Source organism: Micromonospora sp. KC721 (assembly GCF_004348355.1).
Lineage (GTDB): Bacteria > Actinomycetota > Actinomycetes > Mycobacteriales > Micromonosporaceae > Micromonospora.
Window position 1 is genome coordinate 1 of sequence record NZ_SMJY01000020.1, and the last position, 21997, is coordinate 21997.

Consider the following 21997-nt stretch of genomic DNA (forward strand, 5'->3'; position numbering starts at 1 on the left):
ACCGAACACCCCCTGGCCACCCTGCAACAGGTCGACCACCTCCTCCGGCGACCGGCACTCGTACACCGTCGTCCCGTCCGAGATCAACGTGATGCCCGCCAGATCCTCCACTCCACGCGACCGCAACGCCTCGATCGCCTTACGGATGTTCTGCAGGGACACCCCCGCATCCAACAACCGCTTCACGACCTTCAACACCACCAGATCGCGGAAGGAGTACAACCGCTGCGTCCCCGAACCCGACGCGTCCCGCACACTCGGCACCACCAGCGCCGTCCGCGCCCAGTAGTCCAACTGCCGGTAACTGATCCCCACGGCGTGACAAGCCGTCACACCCCGGTAACCCACCACACCGTCACCGTCCGTGCCCAGCGCCCCCGGCTCACCCGGCTGCGCGCCCGGCTCAGGATCCCGCGACTCGTGCATCCCGACAACCTCCCCGTCAGTGCGGTGACACGTCGTTTCCAGAAACGTGCACCCCTCGACAAGGCAACCCTACCGACGCAGCAAGGTGTTACCCCGCAGGAACAACCGCGACACGCCGCGCAGCCACACGACACACCGCAAACCATCACCGAAAGTGACGAGCTGGTCGAACCGCGGCGACGACCTCAGCCCGCGAAATCCTCCGGACGCACCTGCTCCAGGAACTCGCGGAACTTCTCCACCTCGTCCTCCTGCTCGTCCGGAATCACGATCCCCGCCTCACTGAGGACCTGCTCCGCACAACGAATCGGCGCCCCCACCCGCAACGCCAACGCGATCGAGTCACTCGGCCGGGCCGACACCCGCACCCCGTCCCCGATCAGCAGATCCGCGTAGAAGACGTTCTCCTTCAACTCGGTGATCTCCACCGCACGCAACGGCGCCTTCAACGCCGCCAACACATCCCGCAACAAATCATGCGTCAACGGCCGGGCCGGCTTGACCCCCTGCTGCTCGTAGGCGATCGCCGTAGCCTCCACCGCACCGATCCAGATCGGCAGATAGCGGTCGCCCTCGACCTCCCTGAGCAGGACGATCGGCTGATTGTTCGGCAGCTCCACCCGAACCCCGACCACGCTCAGCTCGCGCACCGCCGCCTCCGTGTCGTCGTCATCCAAGCCCCCACCGCGCCCATCCCTGCACGGTACACGGACCGCGACACGGCCACCCCATGCGCACCAGCCACACGTCCGCGCCAGAAAAGGCTTACCCCGGCAAGCCTACGACACGCTTCCCGGGGCAAATCTGCGCGCACGACACCACCGACTCACCGACCCAACGTCGACCGCAACCCCACCCGCACCAACGCCGCGTGCAACTGCTGCGACAACGCCACCAACTCCCGCGCCGTCTCCGCCGCCCGCGCCCGCGCCGCCGGATCACTCTGCCGCACCAACGGCGTCACCAACTGCGCGAACAAACCCACCTCGCGATCCGCGGCAGACCGATACCCCCGCAGATGCCGCGGCTCCAACCCGTACGCCGCCAAACCCGCCACCGCCCGCGCGATGATCAACGCGTCCGCGTCATACCAGCCCGGCGGATCCGACACCAACACACCCAGCCGCTCCAACTCGCCCAACGTCGACTCGTCGATGCCGCTGCGCGCAACCAGATCCGCCCGCCCGAGCCGCACCTGCGACGACTCGGGCTCCTCCACCGACCGACCCGGAACCTCACCACCGGGACCCACCGCCACCAACGCCGGCCGCTGCCAACCCGACGGCTCATCACCGGCATCCCACTGCGCCAACTGGTCCCGGATCACCCGCAGCGGCAGATACTGATCCCGCTGCGCGGTCAACACGAACCGCAGCCGGGCCACGTCATCCCAGCTGTACTTCCGGTAACCCGCCGCCGTCCGCTGCGGCTCCACCAGCCCCTCGGCCTCCAGGAACCGCAACTTCGAGATCGTGACGTCCGGGAACTCCACCCGCAACTGACCCAGCACCTCACCGATACTCATCAGCGGATGCGACCGGGCCGCCCCGGGCGGCGAGGAAGCCGCAGGCTCGTTCACCCCCGGCCGGCCTCCTCCTCCGGACGCGGACCGGCGATGAACACCACCCGGAACTTACCGATCTGCACCTCGTCGCCGTTGCTCAACGTAGCCGCCTCAACCCGCTCCCGGTTCACGTAGGTGCCGTTCAGGCTCCCCACATCCCGCACCGTGAACGTCCCACCATCCCGGTGGAACTCCGCGTGCCGCCGTGACACCGTCACGTCATCGAGGAAAATGTCACTGTCCGGATGCCGCCCACTCGTGGTCACATCATGATCCAGCAGGAACCGGGCACCCGCATTCGGGCCACGCCGCACCACCAGCAGCGCCATCCCCGGCGGCAACGAACCGGACATCCGGCTCGGCACCACATCCGTATCCGGACCCTCCAGCACTTCGTCCAACGAACCGAGATTGAGCGTCGAAGTGACGTCGAGCGGGGGGAACTCGTCGCCTGGGCGCGTCATGGGACCACCTCACGGATCAGTTCGGTCAGCGTCAAGGTAATGGCGGGTCTGGCCGCCGGGCAGTCGCACACCCGGCGGCTGGCTCCCCCGTGCCAGGGAAGGCAATTACACAACGCTCAACTATGGGGATTCTCGGTCGACTGGGCGAGCCTAGCCAGCGCCGAAATGCAGGGCAACCGGACGCGCGGAAACATCATCGTCCCCACGCCCGGCACAGACAACACTCAGCTCTCAGTGAGCTCGCAATACGCACCAGCCGTCAACAGCCCGTCCACCACCGACGGATCATCCACAGCGATCTCCAACAACCAACCCGCACCGTAAGGATCCGTGTTGATCACCTCAGGAGCGTCAACCAGCGACTCGTTCCGCGCCGCCACCGTACCGCTCACCGGCGCGTAGATCTCCGACACGCTCTTGGTCGACTCGATCTCACCCAGCGGCTCACCGGCAGCGACCACCGCGCCCACCTCCGGCAGCTGGACGAACACGATGTCACCCAGCGCATCCTGGGCGAAATGAGTGATACCGACACGGAGCCTGCCGCCATCGGCACCCACCACCCACTCGTGCTCGGCGGTGTAACGCAGATCCTCAGGAATCACCAGACGCGTCCTTCATCCATCGGTGCACCGGGACAAGCCCGACGCCAGCCGCGCCGGTCACGAGACCGGACGGGCGTGTTCCAGCTTCAACGGCCCGTGCAGCGCCGAAACCTCGGCAACCTCACGCTCCTCGACGATCACGTTACCGCCGTCACCGGCAACCGTCGCGGCCACCCCGCCCGGAATCTTCAACGCCGTCTCCATCGTCGCCGGATCACCGATCACCGTGATCGTGTACGGACCCGACAACGACCGCCCACCCACCACCAGAGACCCGCCCGGTCCGTCCAGGAAGAACGTCGACGCGACGATCCGCACCGGAGACCCACCCGCACCGGAAATCTGCATCGCCTCCGCCCCCGCGCCCCGCAACTCCTGCACCGCGTCCAGGACCCGCTCCGCCGCGATCGGCTTGCCACCCGCCACGAACCGCACACTCAACCCGGGCCCCCGCGCCGGCAACGTCCCCGCCAGGATCCCCAACTCGTCCGCCCGCCGCCGCGCCTCATCCAACGCCGCCTGCCGACCCTGCTCACCGGAGCGCAACTGCCGCTGACTCTCCTCCAGCGCCTCGATGTCCTGCTGCAGCCGCTTCTCCCGGGAATCCAGATCCGAATAGATCCGCACCAGGTCCTCCTGCCGGGTCGCCGCCAACGTCGGATCCGTCGACGTCGTCCGCAACTGCACCACCAGGGTGAACCCGAGCAACGCCAGCAGCACCCCGATCATCACGCCCGCCGAACTGACCCGTCCGCCCGCAGCAGCCCGCACCGGCTCGGCATCCCGCGGCGTCGGTGGCGACGGCGCCGCGGCGCCGTCGCCGTCGCCGGCACCCTCCCGCGGCTCCTCCACCGGAGCCAACGGGCTCATCTCATCCGGATCCGGCGCCTCCGGCCGCGGGTCCGGCTCCCCCGCCGGCTCCGGCACCGCCGGCTGCGGCCATCCCGTCCCGGTCTCGCGCTGCTCGTCGTCCATCCCCACAAACCTACGCCCGGAACAGGTGACGACGAATCGCCGCCACGTTGCCGAAGATCCGCACCCCCAGCACGACCACCACACCCGTGGACAACTGACCGCCCACCCCCAACTGGTCGCCCACATACACAATCAGGCCCGCCACCAGCACGTTCGAGATGAACGACACCACGAACTGCTTGTCATCGAAAATCCGGTCCAACTTCGCCCGCACCCCGCCGAACACCGCGTCCAACGCGGCCACCACCGCGATCGGCAGGTACGGCTGCAACGCGGCAGGCACCGTCGGATCCAGATAGATCCCCAGCACCACACCGGCGAGCAACGCCAGCACCGCGATCATCGGACACCTCCGGAAGGACTGAGCGACGTACCCGGAACCGGCGGCCCGGGACTGGACGAACCGTTCACGGCCGAACCCGACGGCGACGCGCTCGGACCGACCGACGGCTCCGCGTAGCGTAGCCGTGGCTCCGGCGCCGCCGGCAGCACCAGATCCTCGACCTCCCGCACCTCGAACGACAGACCCGTCTGCTTCGCCACCCGACGCATCAGGTACGCCGACCGGCTCTCCTCGAACCTGTCCCGCATCGACCCCGGCCCGATCGCCGACACCTCGTACGGACTCGTCACCGGCCGGAAGTCCACCAGGATCGCCGCACCCGCCGACCGGATCGTCGACGTGGCCGTCAACCGCTGCCCGTTGATCGCCACCGCCTCCGCGCCCGCAGCCCACAGGTCGTTGGCCACCTTCTGCAGGTCGGAGTAGATCACCCGGTCCGGACCCGCGTCCGAGCCACCGGTCACCGCGTCACCCTCCCGCGGCGCGTCGACCAGACGCACCACCACGCCGTCCCCCCGCACCCGGCCCAGACCGGTGCCCGCCTCCAGGTTGCGCAACCGGGCCGCCTGCGAACCACTCAGCGCCGCATCCCGGTGCCGGTTCACCTCCTCCCGCAGCCGGTCCGCGCGGACGGTCATCTCGTCGGTCTCCGCCTCCCGCTGCTTGATCTGCGCGATCAACCCGGCCCGCGCCTGACTACGGCTCGGCTCCTCGGCGAGCGTCTCCCGGTACGCCACGGCGAACAAGAATCCCACCGCCACCACCACCAGCACGCTGACCGACCGCGCGCAACCGGCACGCCACCCGGACGTCGACGGCGACTCCCGCCGCCGGGCCGCCGCGTCGGCGTATCCCGGATCCAACGGATTGCGGAACAGTTCGGTGAGGAAATCCGGCGTGAACGTCCGCGGCGGACGACCGCCGGAGTCCGGGCCGCCGCTCATGCCGCCCCTCCCCCGGACCTGGCGCGCGCCGAACGCACCAGCCGGCCGGCCTGGAGCACATACATCGCGCCGGCCACCCAGTAGAACACCAGCCCCCACCAGGCCAGCCCCCAGCCGATCGCCGAGGCGGCCGTCGCCACCGACGTGACCGAGGCGGCCAGCAACAGAACCGGGAAGGCGGCAAGGAGCAGGAAGGTCGCCGTCTTGCCCACGTAGTGCACCGGCGGCGGACCGTAGCCGTGCCGGCGCAGCACCGCCAGCGAGCCCAGCAGCAGCAGTTCCCGGGCCAGCAGCGCCGCGGTGAACTGCCACGGCACCACCTCCCGGGCGGTGAAGGCGAGCAACGTGGCCAGGATGTACAGCCGGTCGGCGAAGGGATCCAGCAACTCCCCGAGCCGGCTGACCTGGCCCAGCCGCCGGGCGACCCAACCGTCCACCCAGTCGGTGGTGCCGCCGACCGCGAGCACCACCAGCGCCGGTACGTCGGCCCGCACCACCAGGAACAGATAGAGGAACAGGGGCACGCCGAGCAGTCGGACAAAGCTGATCAGATTCGGCAGGGTCAGCACCCGGTCACCGACGACCACGAGCCCGCCCGTGTCCTGCGGGGACTCCGCCCGAACGGGGCGACGCGACACCGAACCTCCCTCCGCAGCACACACCTGGTGCCCGGTGGGACACCTCGGTGGGACGTGCGCGCTGACGGGCCGGCCAACACCGGCGCCTCGGCGATCCCGGGCTGGGACCTCCCCCTGGTTGCCGGTGGTGGGCCGTGGCCCCGACCGGCGAGTTGCGCAGCCACTATATCGGCCTCATGTCCTTCGGCCTGGTCTGCCGGTTTGCGTCCCTGGGGTGTGTGCTGCGTCACCGCCTCCAGGGCATCCTAGGAAGCTAGTAGATGGGCGGAACGACATGGATCACGCGGTACGGGCAGGCGCGTCCGCGGGTGCGGCTGCCACCTCCGCCGCCTGCGCGAACGCCATCAGGGCCAGCAACAGCTCGTGCTGGGTCCGCTGCGGCATCCGGTCCAGCACCGCCTGCACCGCCTGGTGGCGGCGCTCCTTCAGCTCCCGCAGCAGGGTCTGCGCCGCTGCGGTGGGCACCAACCGGACCTCCCGCCGGTCGCGCGGATCGGCCACCCGGCGCAGCAGGCCGGTGGCCTCCAGCCGGTCGCAGAGCCGGCTCGCCGACGACGGTACGACGTCCAACAGCTCGGCCAGCCGGTTCACATTGGTCTCCGGCCGCTCGGTGATCAGGAAGAGCACCCGCAACTGGGTCGGCGAAACGGTCACATGATGCCGCGAGGTAGCCGACTCGAGCACCCCGATCAGGGCCCCGGCCGCCGCGTCGATCGCCGCCGCAAGATTCGGAGGTCGCTCCACCCGCTGTGTCCCCTGCGATTGTCCGCTCGTACGTGGCCCACCGTCTCACCGCCCGCCCGGACCGTGAATCCCGTGCCAATCCAGACAGACGACGACGGCGTCGTCACGCAGATCCGTCTCGGCATGGTAGGCGAACAGTTCGCGCATCACCGTACCAACCGCCTCCGTCGCCGGCTGCAACCGCGTCGACCGCATCGACCGCGCCATCGCCCGCTCGCCGTACGCCTCCTGGCCCCCCGGCTGCGCGGCGTACACCCCGTCGCTGACCACGAACAGCCGGTCCCCCGGCTCCAGGTCGAACTCCTGCACCGTGTACCGGCTCTCGGCGAACATGCCCAACGGCAGCTGCTGCTCCAGCTCGATCCGGCTCACCGTGGCGCCGCGCAGCCGCAGCAGATGCGGCGAACCGGCGTCCACGGCGCGGACCCGCCCGCTCGCGGCCTCCACCGCCAGCAGCAGCGTGGCCACGTGCCGCTGCCCACGATGCTGGTAGAAGATCGTGTCCGAGGCCAGCTCCGCCTGCTCCACCAGGCCACCCCCGGAGCGGCGGGCGTTGCGCATCGCGTTCACGGTCAGCGCGGTCAGCAGGGCGGCGCCGATCCCGGCGCCGGTGCCGTTGAGCACGCTGAGGGTGAGCAACCCCTCGTCGACCGTCCAGTCGAAGTGGTCACCACCCACCGTGTACGCCGGTTCGAGCTGCCCGGCCAGCAGGAACGCCTCGTGCCGCAGGCTGCGCCCGGGCAGCAGATCCCACTGCATCTCGGCGGCCATGCTCAACCGCTCCCGGCGCCGCACCCGCCGGTACCGGTCGGTCTCCCGGTCCGCCGCGCGCAGCGAGGTGGCCAGGTCGCCGGCCACCTCGGCGAGTCGGGCGACGACGTCGGCCTGTGGCGGGGCGGTCAGCTCGACCAGCAACACCCCGAGCCGCTCACCCCAGACACTGACCGGCACCCAGAGCCGGCAGTGGCCGTCGTCCCGAGCCTCCACGACCGGCAGCTGGCTGCTGAAACAGCGCTGCGCCTGGCCCTGGCAAGCGAGGAATCCGGCGTCCGGCAGCTTCGGGTCGAGCACCGGCCAGAGTCCGCTGATCCGGTAGTCGGCGAGGAACACGTCCACCCGCGACGCGCCCCACAGCGACCGTACGACCCGGTCGACGGCCTCCACCAACTGATCGGGTGGGGCCGCGCGCAGCGCACGGCACAGCGCCGCGGACGCATCCGGCATGTTCGTCCTTCCGAGGGATTCTTGCTGTAGGGCAAGAATCATACGGAGGTGCCAACCGGGCGACGCACCGGCCAGGTCAGCCGCCGGCTTGACGGCCGGCTCGCCGGAGAACGCGTCCGGCGCGGGTTCGCCGCCCGTCCGCCCCCGCGACACCGGGACGACACCGTCGGCGGCCGGCGTCCACCGGAGCAGCGGCGGCCGGAAAGCCTCCCGGCCGGGCATCCGGAACTGCGGCCCCGTCATGGCCAGCGCCGGCCGTCAGCGTAACCACCGGTGCCGTACTGGCGGTATCGGCCCGGCGACACCCGGTCGACGGCGATACTGGCCGGCAGGGGGTGGACGGACGTGAACTCGGCGGACGGCGCGGCGGTCGTGGTGGGTGTGGACGGATCGGAGCCGGCGCTGCGGGCCGTCCGGCTCGCCGCCGTGGAGGCGGACCTCCGACGCCGCCCGCTGCGGGTGGTGCACGCCTTCATCTGGCCACTGCTGCGGGTGCCGGTCGGCCCGCCCACCGCCGGCCCGCCCGGCAGCGGGCTGCGCCAGCAGGCCGAGGACGTGGTGGCGCGGGCGGTCGCCGAGGCGGAGGCGACCCGCCCGGGGCTGCGCACCACCGGAGAGATCATCGACGGCGAGGCGTCGGCGGTACTGCTGGGCGAGACCCCCACCGCGGCGATGATCGTGCTGGGCGACCGGGGCCTGGGCGGATTCACCGCCCTGCTGGTGGGCTCGGTCGCGGTCCAGGTCGCCACGTACGCCGACTGCCCGGTGCTGGTCGCCCGGGGCGAGGAGAGGCCCGACGGGCCGGTGGTGGTCGGCGTCGACGGTTCGCCGCCGTCCCGGTTCGCCGTGGACTTCGCCGCCGAAGAGGCCGCGTTCCGTGGCACCGCCCTGCACGCGGTGCACGCGTACCGGTACCCGACCCCGGCACGCCCCGGCGACATCCAGCCGCTGGTCTACGACCAGGACGCGCTGCGCGACGAGGAACAGCGGGTGCTCACCGAGTCGCTCGCCGGCATCGCACAACGCCACCCCGACCTGCCGGTCACCCGGGAGACGGTCCGGGACCGGCCGGTGCCCACGCTGGTCGAGGCGTCCCGGCGAGCGGCGCTGGTGGTGGTCGGGGGTCGGGGGCGCGGCGCGCTGACCGGGCTGCTGCTCGGCTCCGTCAGCCACGGGCTGCTGCACCACAGTGCCTGCCCGGTCGCCGTGGTCCGCGCCCCGCAGTGAGCGGTTGGCGGGCGACCAGACGGGTAGACCGCCCGGGTACGGCACACGGTGACAGCGAGGCGAGGGGAGGCGGCGATGCCAGGACCACGGCCCGGAAGCAACGCCTACGACAAGGAACGAGCGCGGCTGCGCGACCTCATCGAGCAGTCCGGCCGGGCGGCCGACCAGGAGGCGAACCAGGTCGCCAACCGGATTCTCCAGGAGGATCGCGGACAGCGTGGCATGGCCCGGGGCGACCGGACCTTCGGCCCCAAGGGTGAACGCGAGCCCGGCGATCCGAAGTGAGGACGGGAGCCGCAGCGGGCCGACGGCGCGGCGGCTGCCGGCCGTTGCTCGTCGTGCCGCGCCATCGCCGGCAGGCCGTCAGCCCGGCACGTCGCTGTCGTCCTCGGCCACCGGCTCACCGGCCGGGCCGTAGGGTGAGACCTGTCCCTTCGGGACGGGCCGGCCGCGGTCACCGGTCGAATGGGTCTTGTTACGCGGATGGCCGGTCGGCCGGGGGCCCTTGCTGTCCTGGCTGGTGGCTCCCTTGTCGTTACGGCGGAACTCCTCCTGCTGCGGTTGCACCACGTGTCTCCTTCCGGGTGGGGACGCGACCGGCGAGGCCACGCACCGGCTTCGGATACCCACCGGTGTGGCCGGCATGCTCGCCGCCAGCGGCCCAGCTGACCCGTCCCGCAGCGGGTAGTCCGGACGGATGGGTGAACAACAGCGACTCGCCCGGGCGCTGCTGGACCGGCAGGCCCGCACGTACGCCGAGGAAGCCGGCATCCACCTCGCCGACCGGCCCGGCCCGCTCTACCAACTGCTGGTGCTCGCCACGTTGCTCAGCACCCGGATCCGGGCACAGGTGGCGGTGGCCGCCGCCCGGGAACTGTTCGCCGCGGGCTGGCGGACGCCCCGGGCGATGCGGGCGGCGAGCTGGCAGGAACGGGTCGACGCCCTGGGCCGCGGACACTACCGACGCTACGACGAACGGACCGCGACGATGCTCGGCACCGGTGCCGAGCTCTGCCTGGACCGCTGGCACGGTGACCTGCGGCGGATGCACCGCGAGGCGGCCGGACAGCCCGATCGGCTGCGGCCGCTGCTCACCGAGTTCCCCGGCGTCGGCCCGACCGGCGCGGACATCTTCCTACGCGAGGTGCAGGCGGTCTGGCCGGACGTGCGCCCGTACGCCGACCGCCGGAGCCTGGCCGGGGCGAAGCGGCTGGGACTACCGGCCGACCCACGCCGGCTGGCCGAGCTGGTCGGAGCGGCGGAGTTCGGACGGTTCGCCTCGGCACTGGTCCGGGTCGCGCTCGGTGCCGAATCCGCCGACGAGATCAGGCACGCCGCCGGCGTCACTTGACCGGCTGGCTCGGCTTGGTGAGATGCCAGACCAGCAGCGCGGCCAGCACGGCGAGCAGCACGATCCCGCCGGAGACCCCGCCGCCCTCCGCGGTGGAGTCCCGCCCGGTCACCCCGAAGTAGATCACCGCGAGCCCGGCGAGCACCGCCAGGAATGTCCGCATGCCACGGTCCTTCACGCCCCGGACGGTACGCCCGATCGGGCGGCCCGGTCGGTGGTCGCGGCGGCGCTCACCCGTCCGGGTCGACGGTGACGGCGGGACCGCGTACCCGCACCCGGCGTACCGCCCGGTCGGCCACCTCGACCACCTCGACGGTGAGCCCCGGCAGCCGCACCGTGTCCCCCGCGCCGGCCGGCAACCGCCCCAGGCCGGCCAGGACCAGTCCGGCGACGGTGGTGTAGTCGCGCGACAGGGGGAAGGTCAGCCGGACACCGACGTCCGGCAGGTCGTGCAGCGGGAAGTCCCCGGGCAGCAGCAACGCCCCGCCGGCCTCCCGGACCACGCCGCGCACGTCGCGGTCGGTCTCGTCGTACAGTTCGCCCACCACCTCCTCCAGCAGATCCTCCATGGTGACCAGGCCGTCGATTCCGCCGTACTCGTCGACCACCAGGGCGAGCTGTTCGTGGCGTTCGCGCAGCTGCCGCATCGCCTCGGCGACCGGCAGCGTGCCGGGCAGCAGCACCGGCGGACGGGCCCGCCGACCGGTGGTGTCTCCGCCAGCGCCGACCAGGTCCCGGATGTGCACCACGCCGCACACGTCGTCCAGCCCGCCGGGGCCGACCACCGGCGCCCGGGACCGGCCGGCGGCGGCGAGCCGCCGCATCGCCTCCGGCGGGGCCAGGTCGGCCGGGAGCATGGTGACGTGCCGGCGGGTTACTAGGACCTCGCGCAGGGTCCGCCCGGCGATGTCGAAGGCTCCGGCGAGGATCTCCCGCTGCTGTGCCGACAGGCCCCGCTGGCTGACCAGCGTCTCCCGCAGCTCGTCCTCGGTCATCTCCGCGCGGCTGGCCCGGGGATCGCCACCGGCGAGCCGGACCAGCAGGTCGGTGCTGCGGCTGAGCAGCCAGACCGCCGGGCGGGACAACCCGGCGAGCAGGTCCAGTGGCGGCGCGCTGAGCAGCGCCCAGCGTTCCGCCCGCTGCATCGCCAGCCGTTTCGGGACCAGCTCCCCGGCGACGAGGGTGACGAAGGTGAGCAACACGGTCACCAGCACCACCGCCGCCGGACGGGCGAGCGCGCCGAGGAAACCCAACGGAGCGACCAGTGGCTCGGCGAGCGTGACCGCCGCGGCCGCCGAGGCGAGGAAACCGGCAAGGGTGATGCCGAGTTGGATGGTCGCCAGGTAGCGGTTCGGCTCGCGGGACAGCCGGGTCAACCGGGCCCCGGCCCGCCCGGCCCGGCCGAGCCGACGCAACTGCCCCTCGCGCAACGTCACCAGCGCCATCTCGCTGCCCGACAGAGCGGCGTTGACCAGCACCAGCACGGCCACCAACGCGAGTTGACCGCCCATCGCACCCCTTTCCGGTCAGTCGTTCTCCAGGTCGTCCAGGGAGATGGCGTGGGTCATCAGCCAGCGGGCCAACGCCGCCATGCCGAACAGCCACAGCGGAGCGGACTCGGTGGTGCCGTTGGTGGCGAAGATGGCGAACCTGAGATCCGGCGCCCGGTACGCCTCGATCCGCCAGCGGTGGTTCTTGTCCCGCCAGACCGCCGAAGGGTCCATGGCGTCACGGTAGGCGACGTGGCGGCACCGGCGGAGCGGCTTCGGCGCGAACGCCCGCGCCGGCCTCGGGCGGGGTACGCGACGGCGCGAGCACCTGCCGGGTGTCGTCGGGCAGCCGGCGGGTGGCCCCACGCCGGTCCAGCAGTTCCAGCAGCGGCACGGCCACCCGGCGGGTGGTGTCCAGCGCCTGCCGGGCGGCGCTGAGCGTGAACGGCTGCGGCAGGGCCGCCAGCACCTCGGCCGCCTGGTCGAGGGCGCCGGGCAGCAGCACCACGGTGTCGGCGAGCCGCAGCAGTGCGCCGGCGCGTACCGCCGCCCCGAGTTCGCGCGGGCCCAGGCCGAGGGCGGCGAGGCGGTCGGCCTCCGGGGCACGGAACGGGTGGTCGGCGTACTCGGTGTGGATGCGCCGCACGGCCCGGGCCACCGGCTCCGGCAGCGTGTCGACCGGCCCGACGGTCACCCGGCCGGCGCGCAGCGCCAGCGGCGGGCGCACCAGGGCCTCGACCAGCCCCCGGTCGGGCAGACCCAGCATCCGGCGCAGCGCCTCGACCGGCACCCCGGGCTCCAGCGGGTGCGCGTGGACATACCGGGTGGCCTCCTCGACGAGCCGGTCGCCCAGCCCTCGCCAGTACTCCGGGTCGGCGAGCCAGTCCCCCGCCACCGGGTCGGCGGTCACCGGGACGCCCATCCGGGTCAGTTCCGTGGCCCGGGCCAGCCGGCGGCGGCGCAGCTCCCCGGCCAGGTCCGCGCGTCCGTCCAGGCCGGTCAGCACCTGCGCGCGGGCGGCGGCAGCCCCGCGGCGGGTCAGCGGCGGCGGATCCACGTCCAGCACGGTCACCCCGCCGGACACGTGATGCCGGCCCGGGTCGCGCAGCACCGCCCGGTCACCGATGAGCAGCGGCAGCGGCCGGGCCAGCCGCAGCCGTACGGTGTCCACGCCCAGCGGGCGCACCCGCACCGGCACGGCCGCCGAGCCGACGTGCAGGGTGAGCGTGGCGGGCAGGTCGCTGGCCGGATCCCCGGCCAGCCGCCCGTCGAGCAGCTCGGTCAGCCGGAACCGGCCGGGGGTGAGCAGGGTGTCGCCCCGGGCCAGCCGGTCCTTCGGCACGCCGCGCAGGTTGACCGCCACCCGGGCCACCGCCTCGACCCGGTCCCGGGCCGCGCCCAGCCGGTGCAGGCCACGAACCCGGACCGGGTCGCCGGTGGCAGCGAGTTCGAGCTGGTCACCGACGCGCAGCCGGCCACCGCCGAGGGTGCCGGTGACCACCGTGCCGCTGCCCCGGATGGTGAACGACCGGTCCACCCAGAGCCGCACCGGGGCGTGGACCGCCGGCGGCGGCAGCCGGGCGATCAGCCGGTCCAGGGCGGCGCGCAGGTGCGGCAGACCGGCGCCGGTGACGCCGCTGACCGCGACCGCCTCGACCGCGCCGAGTGAGGTGCCCGCGAGTTCGGCCCGCGCCGCCTCGATCGCCGGCCGCGGGTCGGCCAGGTCCGCGCGGGTCACCGCGAGCAGCCCGTACGACACCCCGAGCGCGTCCAGCGCGGCCAGGTGCTCGGCGGACTGCGGCATCCAGCCCTCGTCGGCGGCCACCACCATCAACACGGCGGGCACCGGGCCGACGCCGGCGAGCATGTTCGGCACGAACCGCTCGTGCCCGGGTACGTCGACGAAGGCGACCGTGGTGCCGGAGGGCAGGGTGCTCCAGGCGAAACCGAGGTCGATGGTCATGCCCCGGCGGCGTTCCTCGGCCCACCGGTCGGGTTCCATCCCGGTCAGCGCCCGCACCAGGGTGGACTTGCCGTGGTCGACGTGGCCGGCGGTGGCGACGACGTGCATGTCAGCCGGCCGCCCGGCGGACCGCGACGCGCAGCGTGTCGTCCGCGGCGGCCGGCACGCAGCGCAGGTCCAGCAGGAGGCGGCCGCGCGTCACCCGGCCGAGCACCGGCGGATCCCCGTGGCGCAGCGGCGCGCCGTACGCCTCGGGCAGGCTCACCGCCCAGGATTCCAGTTCGACGCCGGGCGCGCCGCCGCCGCCGACCACGGCGACGCTTCGCACCACCTCGGCCGGGCAGCCGTCGGCGCGCAGGGCGTCGCGGAGTCGTTCGGCGCGGGCGCGCAGCGCGGCCGGGTCGGCGTGCAGGGCGGCCCGGGTGGGGGTGTCGGGGGCGTGCAGGGTGGCGGCGAGCGCGGCCAGGGTCAGCTTGTCCACCCGCAGCGCCCGGGCCATGGGGTGTCGACGCAGCCGTTCGACCAGGTCGGCGTCACCGAGCAGCAGCCCGGCCTGCGGGCCGCCGAGCAGTTTGTCGCCGCTGGCGGTCACCAGGGCCGCTCCGGCGCGCAGGGTGGTGGCGGCGTCCGGCTCGTCGGGCAGCAGCGGGTCGCAGGTGAGCAGGCCGGAGCCGATGTCGGCGACCACCGGCACGCCGAGGGTGGCCAGCTCCCGCACCGGCACGGCGGAGGTGAAGCCGGTGACGACGAAGTTGGCCGGGTGCACCTTGAGCACGAAGCCGGTGTGCGGGCCGACCGCCCGCGCGTAGTCGGTCAGCGTGGTGCGGTTGGTGGTGCCGACCTCGCGCAGCCGGGCGCCGGTGCTCTCCAGCAGCTCCGGCAGGCGGAAGCCGTCGCCGATCTCGACCAGTTCACCACGGCTGATCACGATCTCCCGTCCGGCGGCGAGAACGGTGGCGGCGAGCAGCAGCGCGGCGGCGCCGTTGTTGACCACGTGCACGGCGGCGGCGTCGGGCACCGCGGCGGCGAGCGCGGCCAGGGCGTCCCGGCCGCGTCGGGCCCGCCGGCCGGTGGCGAGGTCCAGTTCCACGTCGGTGTTCCCGGCCGCGGCGACGACCGCGGCCACGGCGGCGGGCGACAGCGGTGCCCGGCCGAGGTTGGTGTGCAGCACGACGCCGGTGCCGTTGAGCACCGCCCGGGGCGTCGGCGGGGGCAGCCCCGCCAGCGTGGCGGCGGCCACCTCCTCGGGGGTGATCTCCCCGCGGCGGGCCCGGTGCTGGGCGGCGACGACGGCGGCCTTGACCCGGTCCCGGCCGAGGGTGGCGACGGCGGTGGCCAGCCGGGCATCGGCGAGCAGGGTGTCGGTGCGCGGCACCCGCCGCCGTGGGTCGGCCGCCGGCTCGCCCATCCCTGTGGCCCCTCCGTGTGGCATGGCGGAGACGGACGGGAATCGAACCCGCCTGGCCCGGCTCCCGGACCACGACAGCTTTGAAGGCTGCGAGGGGCACCAGCCGCCTGAACGTCTCCGTGCAGGAGTCAACCACAGCCCGGCGTGCGGATCCGCGTCGAGGCTCAGTCCGGGTCGGCCTGGCGGCGACGCAGCCGTTCCCGCTGCGGCACCACGGTGTACTTCGGATCCCGGGCGGAGGCGACCCCGCCGTGGAAGATCCCGAACCGGGTGGCGACCGACGCGGCGAGCAACGCGGCCCCGGAGAGCCCGGAGAGGACCCGGCTGCGCCGGGCCACCAGCGCGCCGAGGACCCCGGCGACGGTCAACGCCCGCCCGGCGCGCAGCAGCCGGCCCGAGGGGCCGGTCGTGTACGGCTCGCTGAGCAGCCCGAGGCGGGTCTTCACCGACCGCGCGCCGTACAGCTCCAGGGCCGCGCCGGCGAGCGCCAGTCGACGCGCCGGCCCGACCTGCCCGCAGGGCGCGGCGATCAGCCCCACGCCGGCGCCGCTGGCCAGGGCGCTGCCCGCGAAGATGATCGGCAGATGGGGGTACGCCTCGTGCCAGGACGGCACGGCCGTCGTGGCGAGCAGCACCCCGGTGTACGTGGCCAGGGCCGGCGCGGTGGCGGCGGCGGCCAACCCGGCGACCTGTCCGGCCGGCGGCAGCAGCCGGCGGGCCCGTCCTGCCGCGCCCCGCTCGGGCAGCCAGGCCGCCGCCTCGGCGACCGCCGCGAGCCCGGCGGCCGGGCCGTAGGCGCTGAGGATCCAGGTGCCCACCGACATCGGCGAGGTCGGCTTCGCCACCCGCAGCATGTGGTGGAAGCGGGCCGGTCGACCGAGGTCGTGGATGAGCAGGTACGCGCTGGCGGTCACCGCGCCGAGCGCGGTGACCCGGCCCGCGCGGCGCAGCGCCGGCCGGCCGGTGAGCTGCCCACCGGCCGCCAGCAGCGACGATCCGGCGGCCAGCCCGCCGGTGAACAGGTACGCGGGGATGTCCCATCGCCACACCGGCGGCTTCAGGATCGGCCGCCCGTAGTACGAGGTGAATTCGGCCTCGGGCACCGGCAGTTCCGCTGCGCCGCGGCGGCGTGCCCGGCCCGGGCCGGCGGGCGGGACGTCGTGCGGCGCGGGGCCGTCGAGACGCTGCCGGAACCAGCGGAACAGGTCACCCACCCGGGGCTGCCGGCTCACGAGGAACGTCCGACGAACGCGGCGACGGCCGCCGCCGCCATGGCCAGCGCGGCCAGGCCGGCGCGTCTCCACATCCGGGGCAGGTCCCGGGTGGCGACCACCGGATCGGGTGGCAGGCCGTACACCTGCGGCTCGTCGAGCAGCAGGAAGAACGCGCCGTCGCCGCCCACCCCGTCGCTCGGGTCGTGACCGTAGAGGCGGGCCTGCGGTACCCCGCGCGCGTGCAGCTGCGCCACCCGCGTCGCGGCCCGTTCCCGCAGCTCGTCGAGGGAGCCGTACTGGATGGACTCGGTCGGGCAGGCCTGCGCGCAGGCCGGGGTCAGGCCGGCGCCGAGGCGGTCGTAGCAGAGGGTGCACTTCCACGCCCGGCCGTCGCCGCGGCGCTGGTCGATGACCCCGTACGGGCAGGCGGGGATGCAGTAGCCGCAGCCGTTGCAGATGTCCTGCTGCACCACGACGCTGCCGAACTCGGTGCGGAACAGTGCCCCGGTCGGGCAGACGTCCAGGCAGGCGGCGTGGGTGCAGTGCTTGCAGACGTCCGACATCATCAGCCAACGGAAGTCGGTGCGTTCCTCGACGCCGGTGTCCCGGCCGGGTGGTCGCGGGCCGGGCATCCCGAGGAACCGCGTCCCGGTGGTGTCGTGGCCGGTCGGCGGGGACTGTTCGACGAACGCCACGTGCCGCCACGAGTTCGCGGTCAACGCGCCGGTGTTGTCGTACGACATGCCGAGCAGGTCGAAGCCGGACGCCGGGACGTCGTTCCACTCCTTGCAGGCCACCTCGCACGCCTTGCAGCCGATGCAGACGCTGGTGTCGGTGAAGAAGCCCATCCGGGGGCCTGCCGCGACCCAGCCCGCGTCCGGGGCGGGGTCGTGTGGACCGGCCAGGCTGTCGCCGTCAGGCATCGTCGTTCTCCCTCGGTCCCGCGTCGGTGTTCCCGGCTGGCGGCCGGAGTTCGGTGGTCATCATGGGCGGCGGCACGCCGGGGACGATGCCGGCGCGTCGCCGGTAGTCGCCGATCAGGTCCCGCAGGGCCGGGCCGGTGGGACGGCGTCCGGGGCGTACGTCACAGGTGCCCACCTTGCTCTCCTGGATCAGCACGTTCGGGTCGAGGGTGATGCCGAACAGGTCGTTGGCCGAGTCGCCGGTGACGATCCCCTCGTACCCGAAGTGGTACGGCAGCCACAGCTGGTGGATCACCCGGCCGTCCACCCGCAGCGGGGTGAGCCGCTCGGTGACCAGCACCTTCGCCTCGATGACCGCCCGGCCGCTGATCAGGTGCGCCCAGCCCAGGTGGGTCAGGCCCGCCTCGGCGGCCAGCGCCGGGGACACCTCCACGAACATCTCCGGCTGCAGTTCGGCCAGCGGTCGCACCGTCCGGCTCATGCCGCCGGCGGTGTGGTGCTCGGTGAGGCGGCTGACCGTGAACACGTACGGGAAGACCTGGCCGTGTTCCTGGGGCGGGCTCGGGTTCACCGAGTTCACCGGGTGCGGGTAGACCTTGCGGGCCGGGTTGGTTTGCTGCCCGTACAGCGGGTTGCGCAGCGGGGACTCGGCCGGCTCGAAGTGCGTCGGCAGCGGGCCGTCGAGCACCCCGCTGGGCGCGTACAGCCACCCCTTGCCGTCGGCCTGCATCACGAACGGGTCGTCCCCGGCGAGGGCTTCCGGACCGGAGGCACCCTCGGGCGGCCGGTAGGTCGGCGGCTTGGTCCGCTCGAAGTCCGGCACGTCGTAGCCGGTCCACTCGCCCGTCGCCTCGTCCCACCAGACGTAGCGCTTCCGTTCGCTCCACGGCCGCCCCTGCGGGTCGGCGGAGGCCCGGTTGTAGAGGATGCGGCGGTTCGCCGGCCAGGCCCAGCCCCACTCGGCGGCCACCCAGTCCTGCTCGTGGCCGGGCCTGCGCCGGGCGGCCTGGTTGACACCGTCGGCGTACACGCCGGTGTAGATCCAGCAGCCCACGGCGGTGGAGCCGTCGTCGCGCGCCTGCGCGAACGACGACAGCGGGCGGCCGGTCGCCACCTCGTACCCGTTGATCTCGCGCAGCACCGCCTCGGCACTCGGCTCGGCGTGCGGGCCGTGCGTGGGGTAGTCCCAGGCCAGGTCGAGCAGCGCCCGGTCCCGGGGGTGCGGCGAGCCGGCCAGCCTCTCCCGCAGCCGCCGGCCCAGGTGGTAGAAGAACCACAGCTCGGAGCGGGCGTCGCCGGGTGGCTCGACGGCCTTCTCCCGCCACTGCACCAGCCGCTGGGTCTGGGTGAAGGTGCCCTCCTTCTCCACGTGCGCGGCGGCGGGCAGGAAGAACACCTCGGTGCGGCATTGTTCCGGCACGATCTCGCCGGTGGCGACCTCGGGGCCGTTCTGCCAGAACGTCGCGCTTTCGATCATGAACAGGTCACGGACCACCAGCCAGTCGAGGTTGGCCAGGCCCAGCCGCTGGGCGCGGCCGTGCGCCGAGCCGACCGCCGGGTTCTGGCCGAGCAGGAAGTACCCCTTCACCTTCCCGTCGATCATGTTCAGCACCTGCTGGTAGGTGCCGTGGTCACCGGTCATCCGGGGCAGGTAGCCGTAGCCGAAATCGTTCTCCGGCGTCGCCGCGTCCCCCCAGTAGGCCTTGAGCAGGCTGGCCGCGTACGCGCGGGCGTTGCCCCAGAAGCCCTTCTGGCCCGGATGCCGGATGCCGTCCACCCAGGCGTCGAACGTCGGGTGGTCGGCGTGGTGCGGCATCGGCAGGTACCCCGGCAGCAGGTTGTACAGCGTCGGGATGTCGGTGGAACCCTGGATGCTGGCGTGCCCGCGCAGCGCCAGGATGCCGCCGCCCGGGCGACCCATGTTGCCCAGGAGCAGTTGGATGATCGCGCCGGTGCGGATGTACTGCACCCCGACGCTGTGTTGCGTCCAGCCCACCGAATAGATCAGCACCCCGGTGCGTTCCCGGCCGGAGTTCTCCGTCCAGGCGCGGGCCAGCTTGAGGAACTGCTCGCGTGGGATGCCGCAGACCCGCTCCACCATCTCCGGGGTGTAGCGGGCGAAGTGCCGTTTGAGGATCTGGTACACGCAACGCGGGTGCTGCAACGTCTCGTCGCGCTGCACCGCCCCGCCGACCCGGGCGCCGTGCGACTCGTGGCGCAGCCCGGCCGCGCTGTCGCGGGCGCGGGCGGTGTGACCGCTGCCCGAGTCGGTTTCGTGGCCCGCGTACTGCCAGCTGTCCTGCACGTAGCTGCCGGTCTCGGGATCGAAGCCGGAGAACAGGCCGTCGCCGTCCTCGGCGTCGACGAACCGCTCACTGACGATCGTCGCCGCGTTCGTGTACGCCAGCACGTACTCGCGGAAGTCGAGCTCGTTGTCCAGGATGTGGCGCACGACGCCGCCGAGCAACGCGATGTCGGTGCCGGCCCGGATCGGCAGGTAGGTGTCGGCCACGGCGCTGGTGCGGGTGAACCGGGGATCGACGTGGAAGACCTTCGCGCCACGGCGCTTGGCCTCCATGACCCATTGGAAGCCGACCGGATGGGCCTCGGCCATGTTCGAGCCCTGGATGATGATGACGTCAGCGTTGGCGACGTCCTGCTGGAAGTCCGTCGCGCCACCGCGACCGAAGCTGGCCCCCAGACCGGGGACGGTGGCAGAGTGTCAAATCCGGGCCTGGTTCTCGATCTGGAGCGCCCCCATCGCGGTGAACAGCTTCTTGATGAGGTAGTTCTCCTCGTTGTCCAGCGTCGCCCCGCCCAGGCTGGCGATGCCCAGCGTCCGGTTCAGCGGCCGGCCGGCGTGGTCGGCGTCCTCCCAGGTCTCCGCCCGGGCGGCGAGGATCCGGTCGGCGATCATGTCCAGGGCGACCTCGAGGTCCAGCTCCTCCCACTGCGTGCCGTACGGCCGGCGGTAGCGGACCGTCGTCTGCCGCAGCGGACTGGTCACCAGGCTCCTGCTGGCCGCGCCCTTCGGGCAGAGCCGGCCCCGGGAGATGGGGCTGTCCGGGTCGCCCTCGATCTGGGTGACCCGGCCGTCGGTGACGAAGACCCGCTGCCCGCAGCCGACGGCACAGTACGGGCAGACCGAGCGGGCCACGGTGTCCGCGTCCTCGGTGCGGGCCGTCAGCCGCGCCGAGCGGCCGGACTGCGCCGCCGAGCCCCGGCCGAGCGGGTCGGTGCCGGTGAGCTGCCGGTAGACCGGCCAACCCTGGATGAAGGTGCGGATTCCCACCCTGGGCACCTCCCTCCCGGCATCGCGCAACCCGACGTCTCCTGAACATAGGCCAGCGGTTCGCCGGTCCGCGAGCCGAGTGGCGGATCTTTTTCGGCGTACGAGCCACAGCGCCGCCCCCGGCCCGGTCGGGTCGGGGGCGGCGCTGTGGGTGGGTCAGCTGTTCCAGTGCTGGGCGACGAGGTCGGCGGCCTGCTGTTCCCACTGCGCGTAGTGGTCCGGGTAGGCCGACACCTGCACGGTCTGCGCGGCACGGGTCAGCGGCATGTCCCGCCAACCGTCGACCTGCTTCAGGCCCTTGAGGAACGCGGTGGTCGCGTACTCGGGGTCGGTGATCTGCTCCACCGTGCCCCAGCCCGAGGACGGACGCTGCTGGAACAAGCCCTGCGAGTCGTGGTCGTTGCGGTCACCCAGGTGACCCAGGTTCTCCAGCTTCGACTCCTGCAACGCGGTCCCGACCGCGACCACGGCGGCCCGCTCGTCCATACCAGCCTTCTTCGTCGCGGCGATGATCGCCCTGACGTTGCCGACCTGCTCGCCGGAGAGCTCGATGCGCGACTGCTCGCCCTGCACACCATGCGGAACCAGCTTGTCCACGGCCGGCTTGTCGGCCCGCACCGCGACACCCGGCACAGCGGCATGGGCATCGGCGACCGGACCGGCGAACACACCACCGGCGAACGCCAAACCAACAACACCCAGCACACTCTTACGCAGGATCGTGTTCATGGTGAAAGCTCCATTCGGGGGTCGACACACACGCTCACAACCGGGGGGCGGGCGAGCACATGCGGGCACCTCGACAGGCGCTCGACAAGAGGGGGAAAGTCACGGTCCGGCTTCTCGCGAACCCTGCGGGGTTCGGCGGCCACGCCAAGCACGGCGGCGCCGGGACCATGTGTAACGACCGCCGGCCGGCCATCATTCCGGCCCGGGCACCACCCTCGGCCGGCCCTCGGGCCAGCCAGCGGGGCGCGCTGCTGCGGTCGTACGGAGATGTAACCACCCGGCGCCTGCCACCATTCCGCCAACCGGCAGCCGCCTGAACCGGACATCCGGCGGGAGATGCCCCAGGCGGGCCGCACATGCACGGCAGGTGGGTGGTCCGAAGCAGCGGATAGCCCGGTATGCCGCAGCCGGGGGGTCGATTGCGGCGTTCACCCGGTCCTGGCCGGCACCGGGTCGGCCTGATCGGTCCGCAC

24 protein-coding genes and 1 tRNA gene are annotated in these 21997 nt (G+C 72.9%); 3 read left to right on the plus strand and 22 right to left on the minus strand.

Annotated elements, in window-relative coordinates:
• The 11 genes from E1182_RS05970 to E1182_RS06020 form a co-directional block, all read right to left on the minus strand.
• The coding region (locus tag E1182_RS05970; RefSeq protein ID WP_132261729.1) for a MerR family transcriptional regulator at window positions 1-426 on the minus strand (426 nt) is incomplete at its 3' end.
• Between the two features lie 185 nt (window positions 427-611).
• On the minus strand, window positions 612-1076 hold the full coding sequence (locus E1182_RS05975) for a bifunctional nuclease family protein (RefSeq protein WP_132261839.1): 465 nt from the start codon (window positions 1074-1076) through the stop codon (window positions 612-614).
• Between the two features lie 176 nt (window positions 1077-1252).
• Window positions 1253-1951: a MerR family transcriptional regulator gene (locus E1182_RS05980; RefSeq protein ID WP_207921284.1), complete on the minus strand. Its 699-nt coding sequence runs from the start codon at window positions 1949-1951 to the stop codon at window positions 1253-1255.
• 50 nt (window positions 1952-2001) lie between these two features.
• A complete protein-coding gene (locus E1182_RS05985; protein WP_088962138.1) occupies window positions 2002-2454 on the minus strand; it encodes an FHA domain-containing protein in 453 nt (150 codons plus the stop codon).
• Between the two features lie 224 nt (window positions 2455-2678).
• Window positions 2679-3059 (minus strand): glycine cleavage system protein GcvH, encoded by a 381-nt coding sequence (gene gcvH, locus E1182_RS05990; protein WP_132261733.1) that lies wholly within the window; start codon window positions 3057-3059, stop codon window positions 2679-2681.
• 57 nt (window positions 3060-3116) lie between these two features.
• Window positions 3117-4034 (minus strand): DUF881 domain-containing protein, encoded by a 918-nt coding sequence (locus tag E1182_RS05995; RefSeq protein WP_132261735.1) that lies wholly within the window; start codon window positions 4032-4034, stop codon window positions 3117-3119.
• Window positions 4035-4044: 10 nt separating this feature from the next.
• Window positions 4045-4377: a small basic family protein gene (locus tag E1182_RS06000; protein WP_132261737.1), complete on the minus strand. Its 333-nt coding sequence runs from the start codon at window positions 4375-4377 to the stop codon at window positions 4045-4047.
• Window positions 4374-5321 carry a DUF881 domain-containing protein gene (locus E1182_RS06005; RefSeq protein ID WP_132261740.1) on the minus strand — a complete coding sequence of 316 codons (948 nt, stop codon included), beginning with the start codon at window positions 5319-5321 and terminating at the stop codon, window positions 4374-4376. Before E1182_RS06005 ends, E1182_RS06000 begins: the two co-directional genes overlap by 4 nt.
• Complete coding sequence (locus tag E1182_RS06010; RefSeq protein WP_132261742.1) at window positions 5318-5959, minus strand: CDP-alcohol phosphatidyltransferase family protein; 642 nt, start codon at window positions 5957-5959, stop codon at window positions 5318-5320. Before E1182_RS06010 ends, E1182_RS06005 begins: the two co-directional genes overlap by 4 nt.
• Window positions 5960-6238: 279 nt before the next feature.
• Window positions 6239-6703, minus strand: a complete 465-nt coding sequence (locus E1182_RS06015) for a MarR family winged helix-turn-helix transcriptional regulator (protein WP_132261745.1) — start codon at window positions 6701-6703, stop codon at window positions 6239-6241.
• A gap of 45 nt (window positions 6704-6748) precedes the next feature.
• Complete coding sequence (locus E1182_RS06020) at window positions 6749-7927, minus strand: PP2C family protein-serine/threonine phosphatase (RefSeq protein ID WP_132261747.1); 1179 nt, start codon at window positions 7925-7927, stop codon at window positions 6749-6751.
• 345 nt (window positions 7928-8272) lie between these two features.
• On the opposite strand from E1182_RS06020, the gene E1182_RS06025 reads away from it, so the two are divergent.
• Entirely contained in the window at window positions 8273-9154 is an 882-nt protein-coding gene (locus tag E1182_RS06025) for a universal stress protein (protein WP_132261750.1), read from the plus strand.
• Between the two features lie 75 nt (window positions 9155-9229).
• On the plus strand, window positions 9230-9439 hold the full coding sequence (locus tag E1182_RS06030; protein ID WP_132261753.1) for a phosphatidylethanolamine-binding protein: 210 nt from the start codon (window positions 9230-9232) through the stop codon (window positions 9437-9439).
• A 78-nt stretch (window positions 9440-9517) separates the two neighbouring features.
• Here the strand turns inward: E1182_RS06030 and E1182_RS06035 are convergent, their stop codons facing one another.
• Window positions 9518-9724, minus strand: coding sequence for a hypothetical protein (locus tag E1182_RS06035; protein WP_132261756.1), 207 nt, complete (start codon window positions 9722-9724; stop codon window positions 9518-9520).
• Window positions 9725-9851: 127 nt separating this feature from the next.
• Between E1182_RS06035 and E1182_RS06040 the strand changes: the two genes are divergently transcribed.
• Window positions 9852-10505 carry a hypothetical protein gene (locus E1182_RS06040; protein ID WP_132261759.1) on the plus strand — a complete coding sequence of 218 codons (654 nt, stop codon included), beginning with the start codon at window positions 9852-9854 and terminating at the stop codon, window positions 10503-10505.
• On the opposite strand, the gene E1182_RS06045 is transcribed toward E1182_RS06040, so the two are convergent.
• The 10 genes from E1182_RS06045 to E1182_RS06090 form a co-directional block, all read right to left on the minus strand.
• The gene (locus E1182_RS06045; protein WP_132261762.1) at window positions 10498-10668 is read right to left on the minus strand and encodes an amidophosphoribosyltransferase; all 171 of its coding nucleotides are present in this window, start codon (window positions 10666-10668) and stop codon (window positions 10498-10500) included. The genes E1182_RS06040 and E1182_RS06045 overlap by 8 nt on opposite strands.
• A 67-nt stretch (window positions 10669-10735) precedes the next feature.
• Window positions 10736-12016 (minus strand): hemolysin family protein, encoded by a 1281-nt coding sequence (locus tag E1182_RS06050; RefSeq protein WP_132261765.1) that lies wholly within the window; start codon window positions 12014-12016, stop codon window positions 10736-10738.
• Window positions 12017-12031: 15 nt separating this feature from the next.
• Window positions 12032-12229, minus strand: coding sequence for a hypothetical protein (locus tag E1182_RS06055; RefSeq protein ID WP_109944258.1), 198 nt, complete (start codon window positions 12227-12229; stop codon window positions 12032-12034).
• A gap of 4 nt (window positions 12230-12233) precedes the next feature.
• Window positions 12234-14066: a selenocysteine-specific translation elongation factor gene (selB, locus tag E1182_RS06060; RefSeq protein ID WP_132261768.1), complete on the minus strand. Its 1833-nt coding sequence runs from the start codon at window positions 14064-14066 to the stop codon at window positions 12234-12236.
• Window position 14067: 1 nt separating this feature from the next.
• On the minus strand, window positions 14068-15366 hold the full coding sequence (gene selA / locus E1182_RS06065; RefSeq protein ID WP_132261770.1) for an L-seryl-tRNA(Sec) selenium transferase: 1299 nt from the start codon (window positions 15364-15366) through the stop codon (window positions 14068-14070).
• A gap of 23 nt (window positions 15367-15389) precedes the next feature.
• Window positions 15390-15485, minus strand: a tRNA-Sec gene (locus E1182_RS30900).
• Between the two features lie 45 nt (window positions 15486-15530).
• A complete protein-coding gene (gene nrfD, locus E1182_RS06070; protein WP_132261772.1) occupies window positions 15531-16598 on the minus strand; it encodes an NrfD/PsrC family molybdoenzyme membrane anchor subunit in 1068 nt (355 codons plus the stop codon).
• Entirely contained in the window at window positions 16595-17503 is a 909-nt protein-coding gene (locus E1182_RS06075) for a 4Fe-4S dicluster domain-containing protein (RefSeq protein WP_132261775.1), read from the minus strand. Before E1182_RS06075 ends, nrfD begins: the two co-directional genes overlap by 4 nt.
• Window positions 17496-20795: a formate dehydrogenase gene (gene fdh, locus E1182_RS06080; protein ID WP_207921285.1), complete on the minus strand. Its 3300-nt coding sequence runs from the start codon at window positions 20793-20795 to the stop codon at window positions 17496-17498. Before fdh ends, E1182_RS06075 begins: the two co-directional genes overlap by 8 nt.
• A gap of 156 nt (window positions 20796-20951) precedes the next feature.
• Entirely contained in the window at window positions 20952-21524 is a 573-nt protein-coding gene (locus E1182_RS06090; protein ID WP_132261782.1) for a hypothetical protein, read from the minus strand.
• Between the last annotated feature and the right edge of the window lie 473 nt (window positions 21525-21997).

Excerpts from the sequence above, each read along its gene's own strand:
- E1182_RS06050 (WP_132261765.1), bottom strand. The coding sequence starts at position 12,016 with ATGGGCGGTCAACTCGCGTTGGTGGCCGTGCTGGTGCTGGTCAACGCC.
- E1182_RS05980 (WP_207921284.1), bottom strand. The coding sequence starts at position 1,951 with ATGAGTATCGGTGAGGTGCTGGGTCAGTTGCGGGTGGAGTTCCCGGAC.
- E1182_RS06005 (WP_132261740.1), bottom strand. The coding sequence starts at position 5,321 with ATGAGCGGCGGCCCGGACTCCGGCGGTCGTCCGCCGCGGACGTTCACG.
- E1182_RS06075 (WP_132261775.1), bottom strand. The coding sequence starts at position 17,503 with ATGCCTGACGGCGACAGCCTGGCCGGTCCACACGACCCCGCCCCGGAC.
- E1182_RS06020 (WP_132261747.1), bottom strand. The coding sequence starts at position 7,927 with ATGCCGGATGCGTCCGCGGCGCTGTGCCGTGCGCTGCGCGCGGCCCCA.
- E1182_RS06055 (WP_109944258.1), bottom strand. The coding sequence starts at position 12,229 with ATGGACCCTTCGGCGGTCTGGCGGGACAAGAACCACCGCTGGCGGATC.
- selB (WP_132261768.1), bottom strand. The coding sequence starts at position 14,066 with ATGCACGTCGTCGCCACCGCCGGCCACGTCGACCACGGCAAGTCCACC.
- E1182_RS06040 (WP_132261759.1), top strand. The coding sequence starts at position 9,852 with ATGGGTGAACAACAGCGACTCGCCCGGGCGCTGCTGGACCGGCAGGCC.
- E1182_RS06030 (WP_132261753.1), top strand. The coding sequence starts at position 9,230 with ATGCCAGGACCACGGCCCGGAAGCAACGCCTACGACAAGGAACGAGCG.
- E1182_RS05985 (WP_088962138.1), bottom strand. The coding sequence starts at position 2,454 with ATGACGCGCCCAGGCGACGAGTTCCCCCCGCTCGACGTCACTTCGACG.
- E1182_RS06000 (WP_132261737.1), bottom strand. The coding sequence starts at position 4,377 with ATGATCGCGGTGCTGGCGTTGCTCGCCGGTGTGGTGCTGGGGATCTAT.
- E1182_RS05995 (WP_132261735.1), bottom strand. The coding sequence starts at position 4,034 with ATGGACGACGAGCAGCGCGAGACCGGGACGGGATGGCCGCAGCCGGCG.
- E1182_RS06090 (WP_132261782.1), bottom strand. The coding sequence starts at position 21,524 with ATGAACACGATCCTGCGTAAGAGTGTGCTGGGTGTTGTTGGTTTGGCG.
- selA (WP_132261770.1), bottom strand. The coding sequence starts at position 15,366 with ATGGGCGAGCCGGCGGCCGACCCACGGCGGCGGGTGCCGCGCACCGAC.
- E1182_RS06045 (WP_132261762.1), bottom strand. The coding sequence starts at position 10,668 with ATGCGGACATTCCTGGCGGTGCTCGCCGGGCTCGCGGTGATCTACTTC.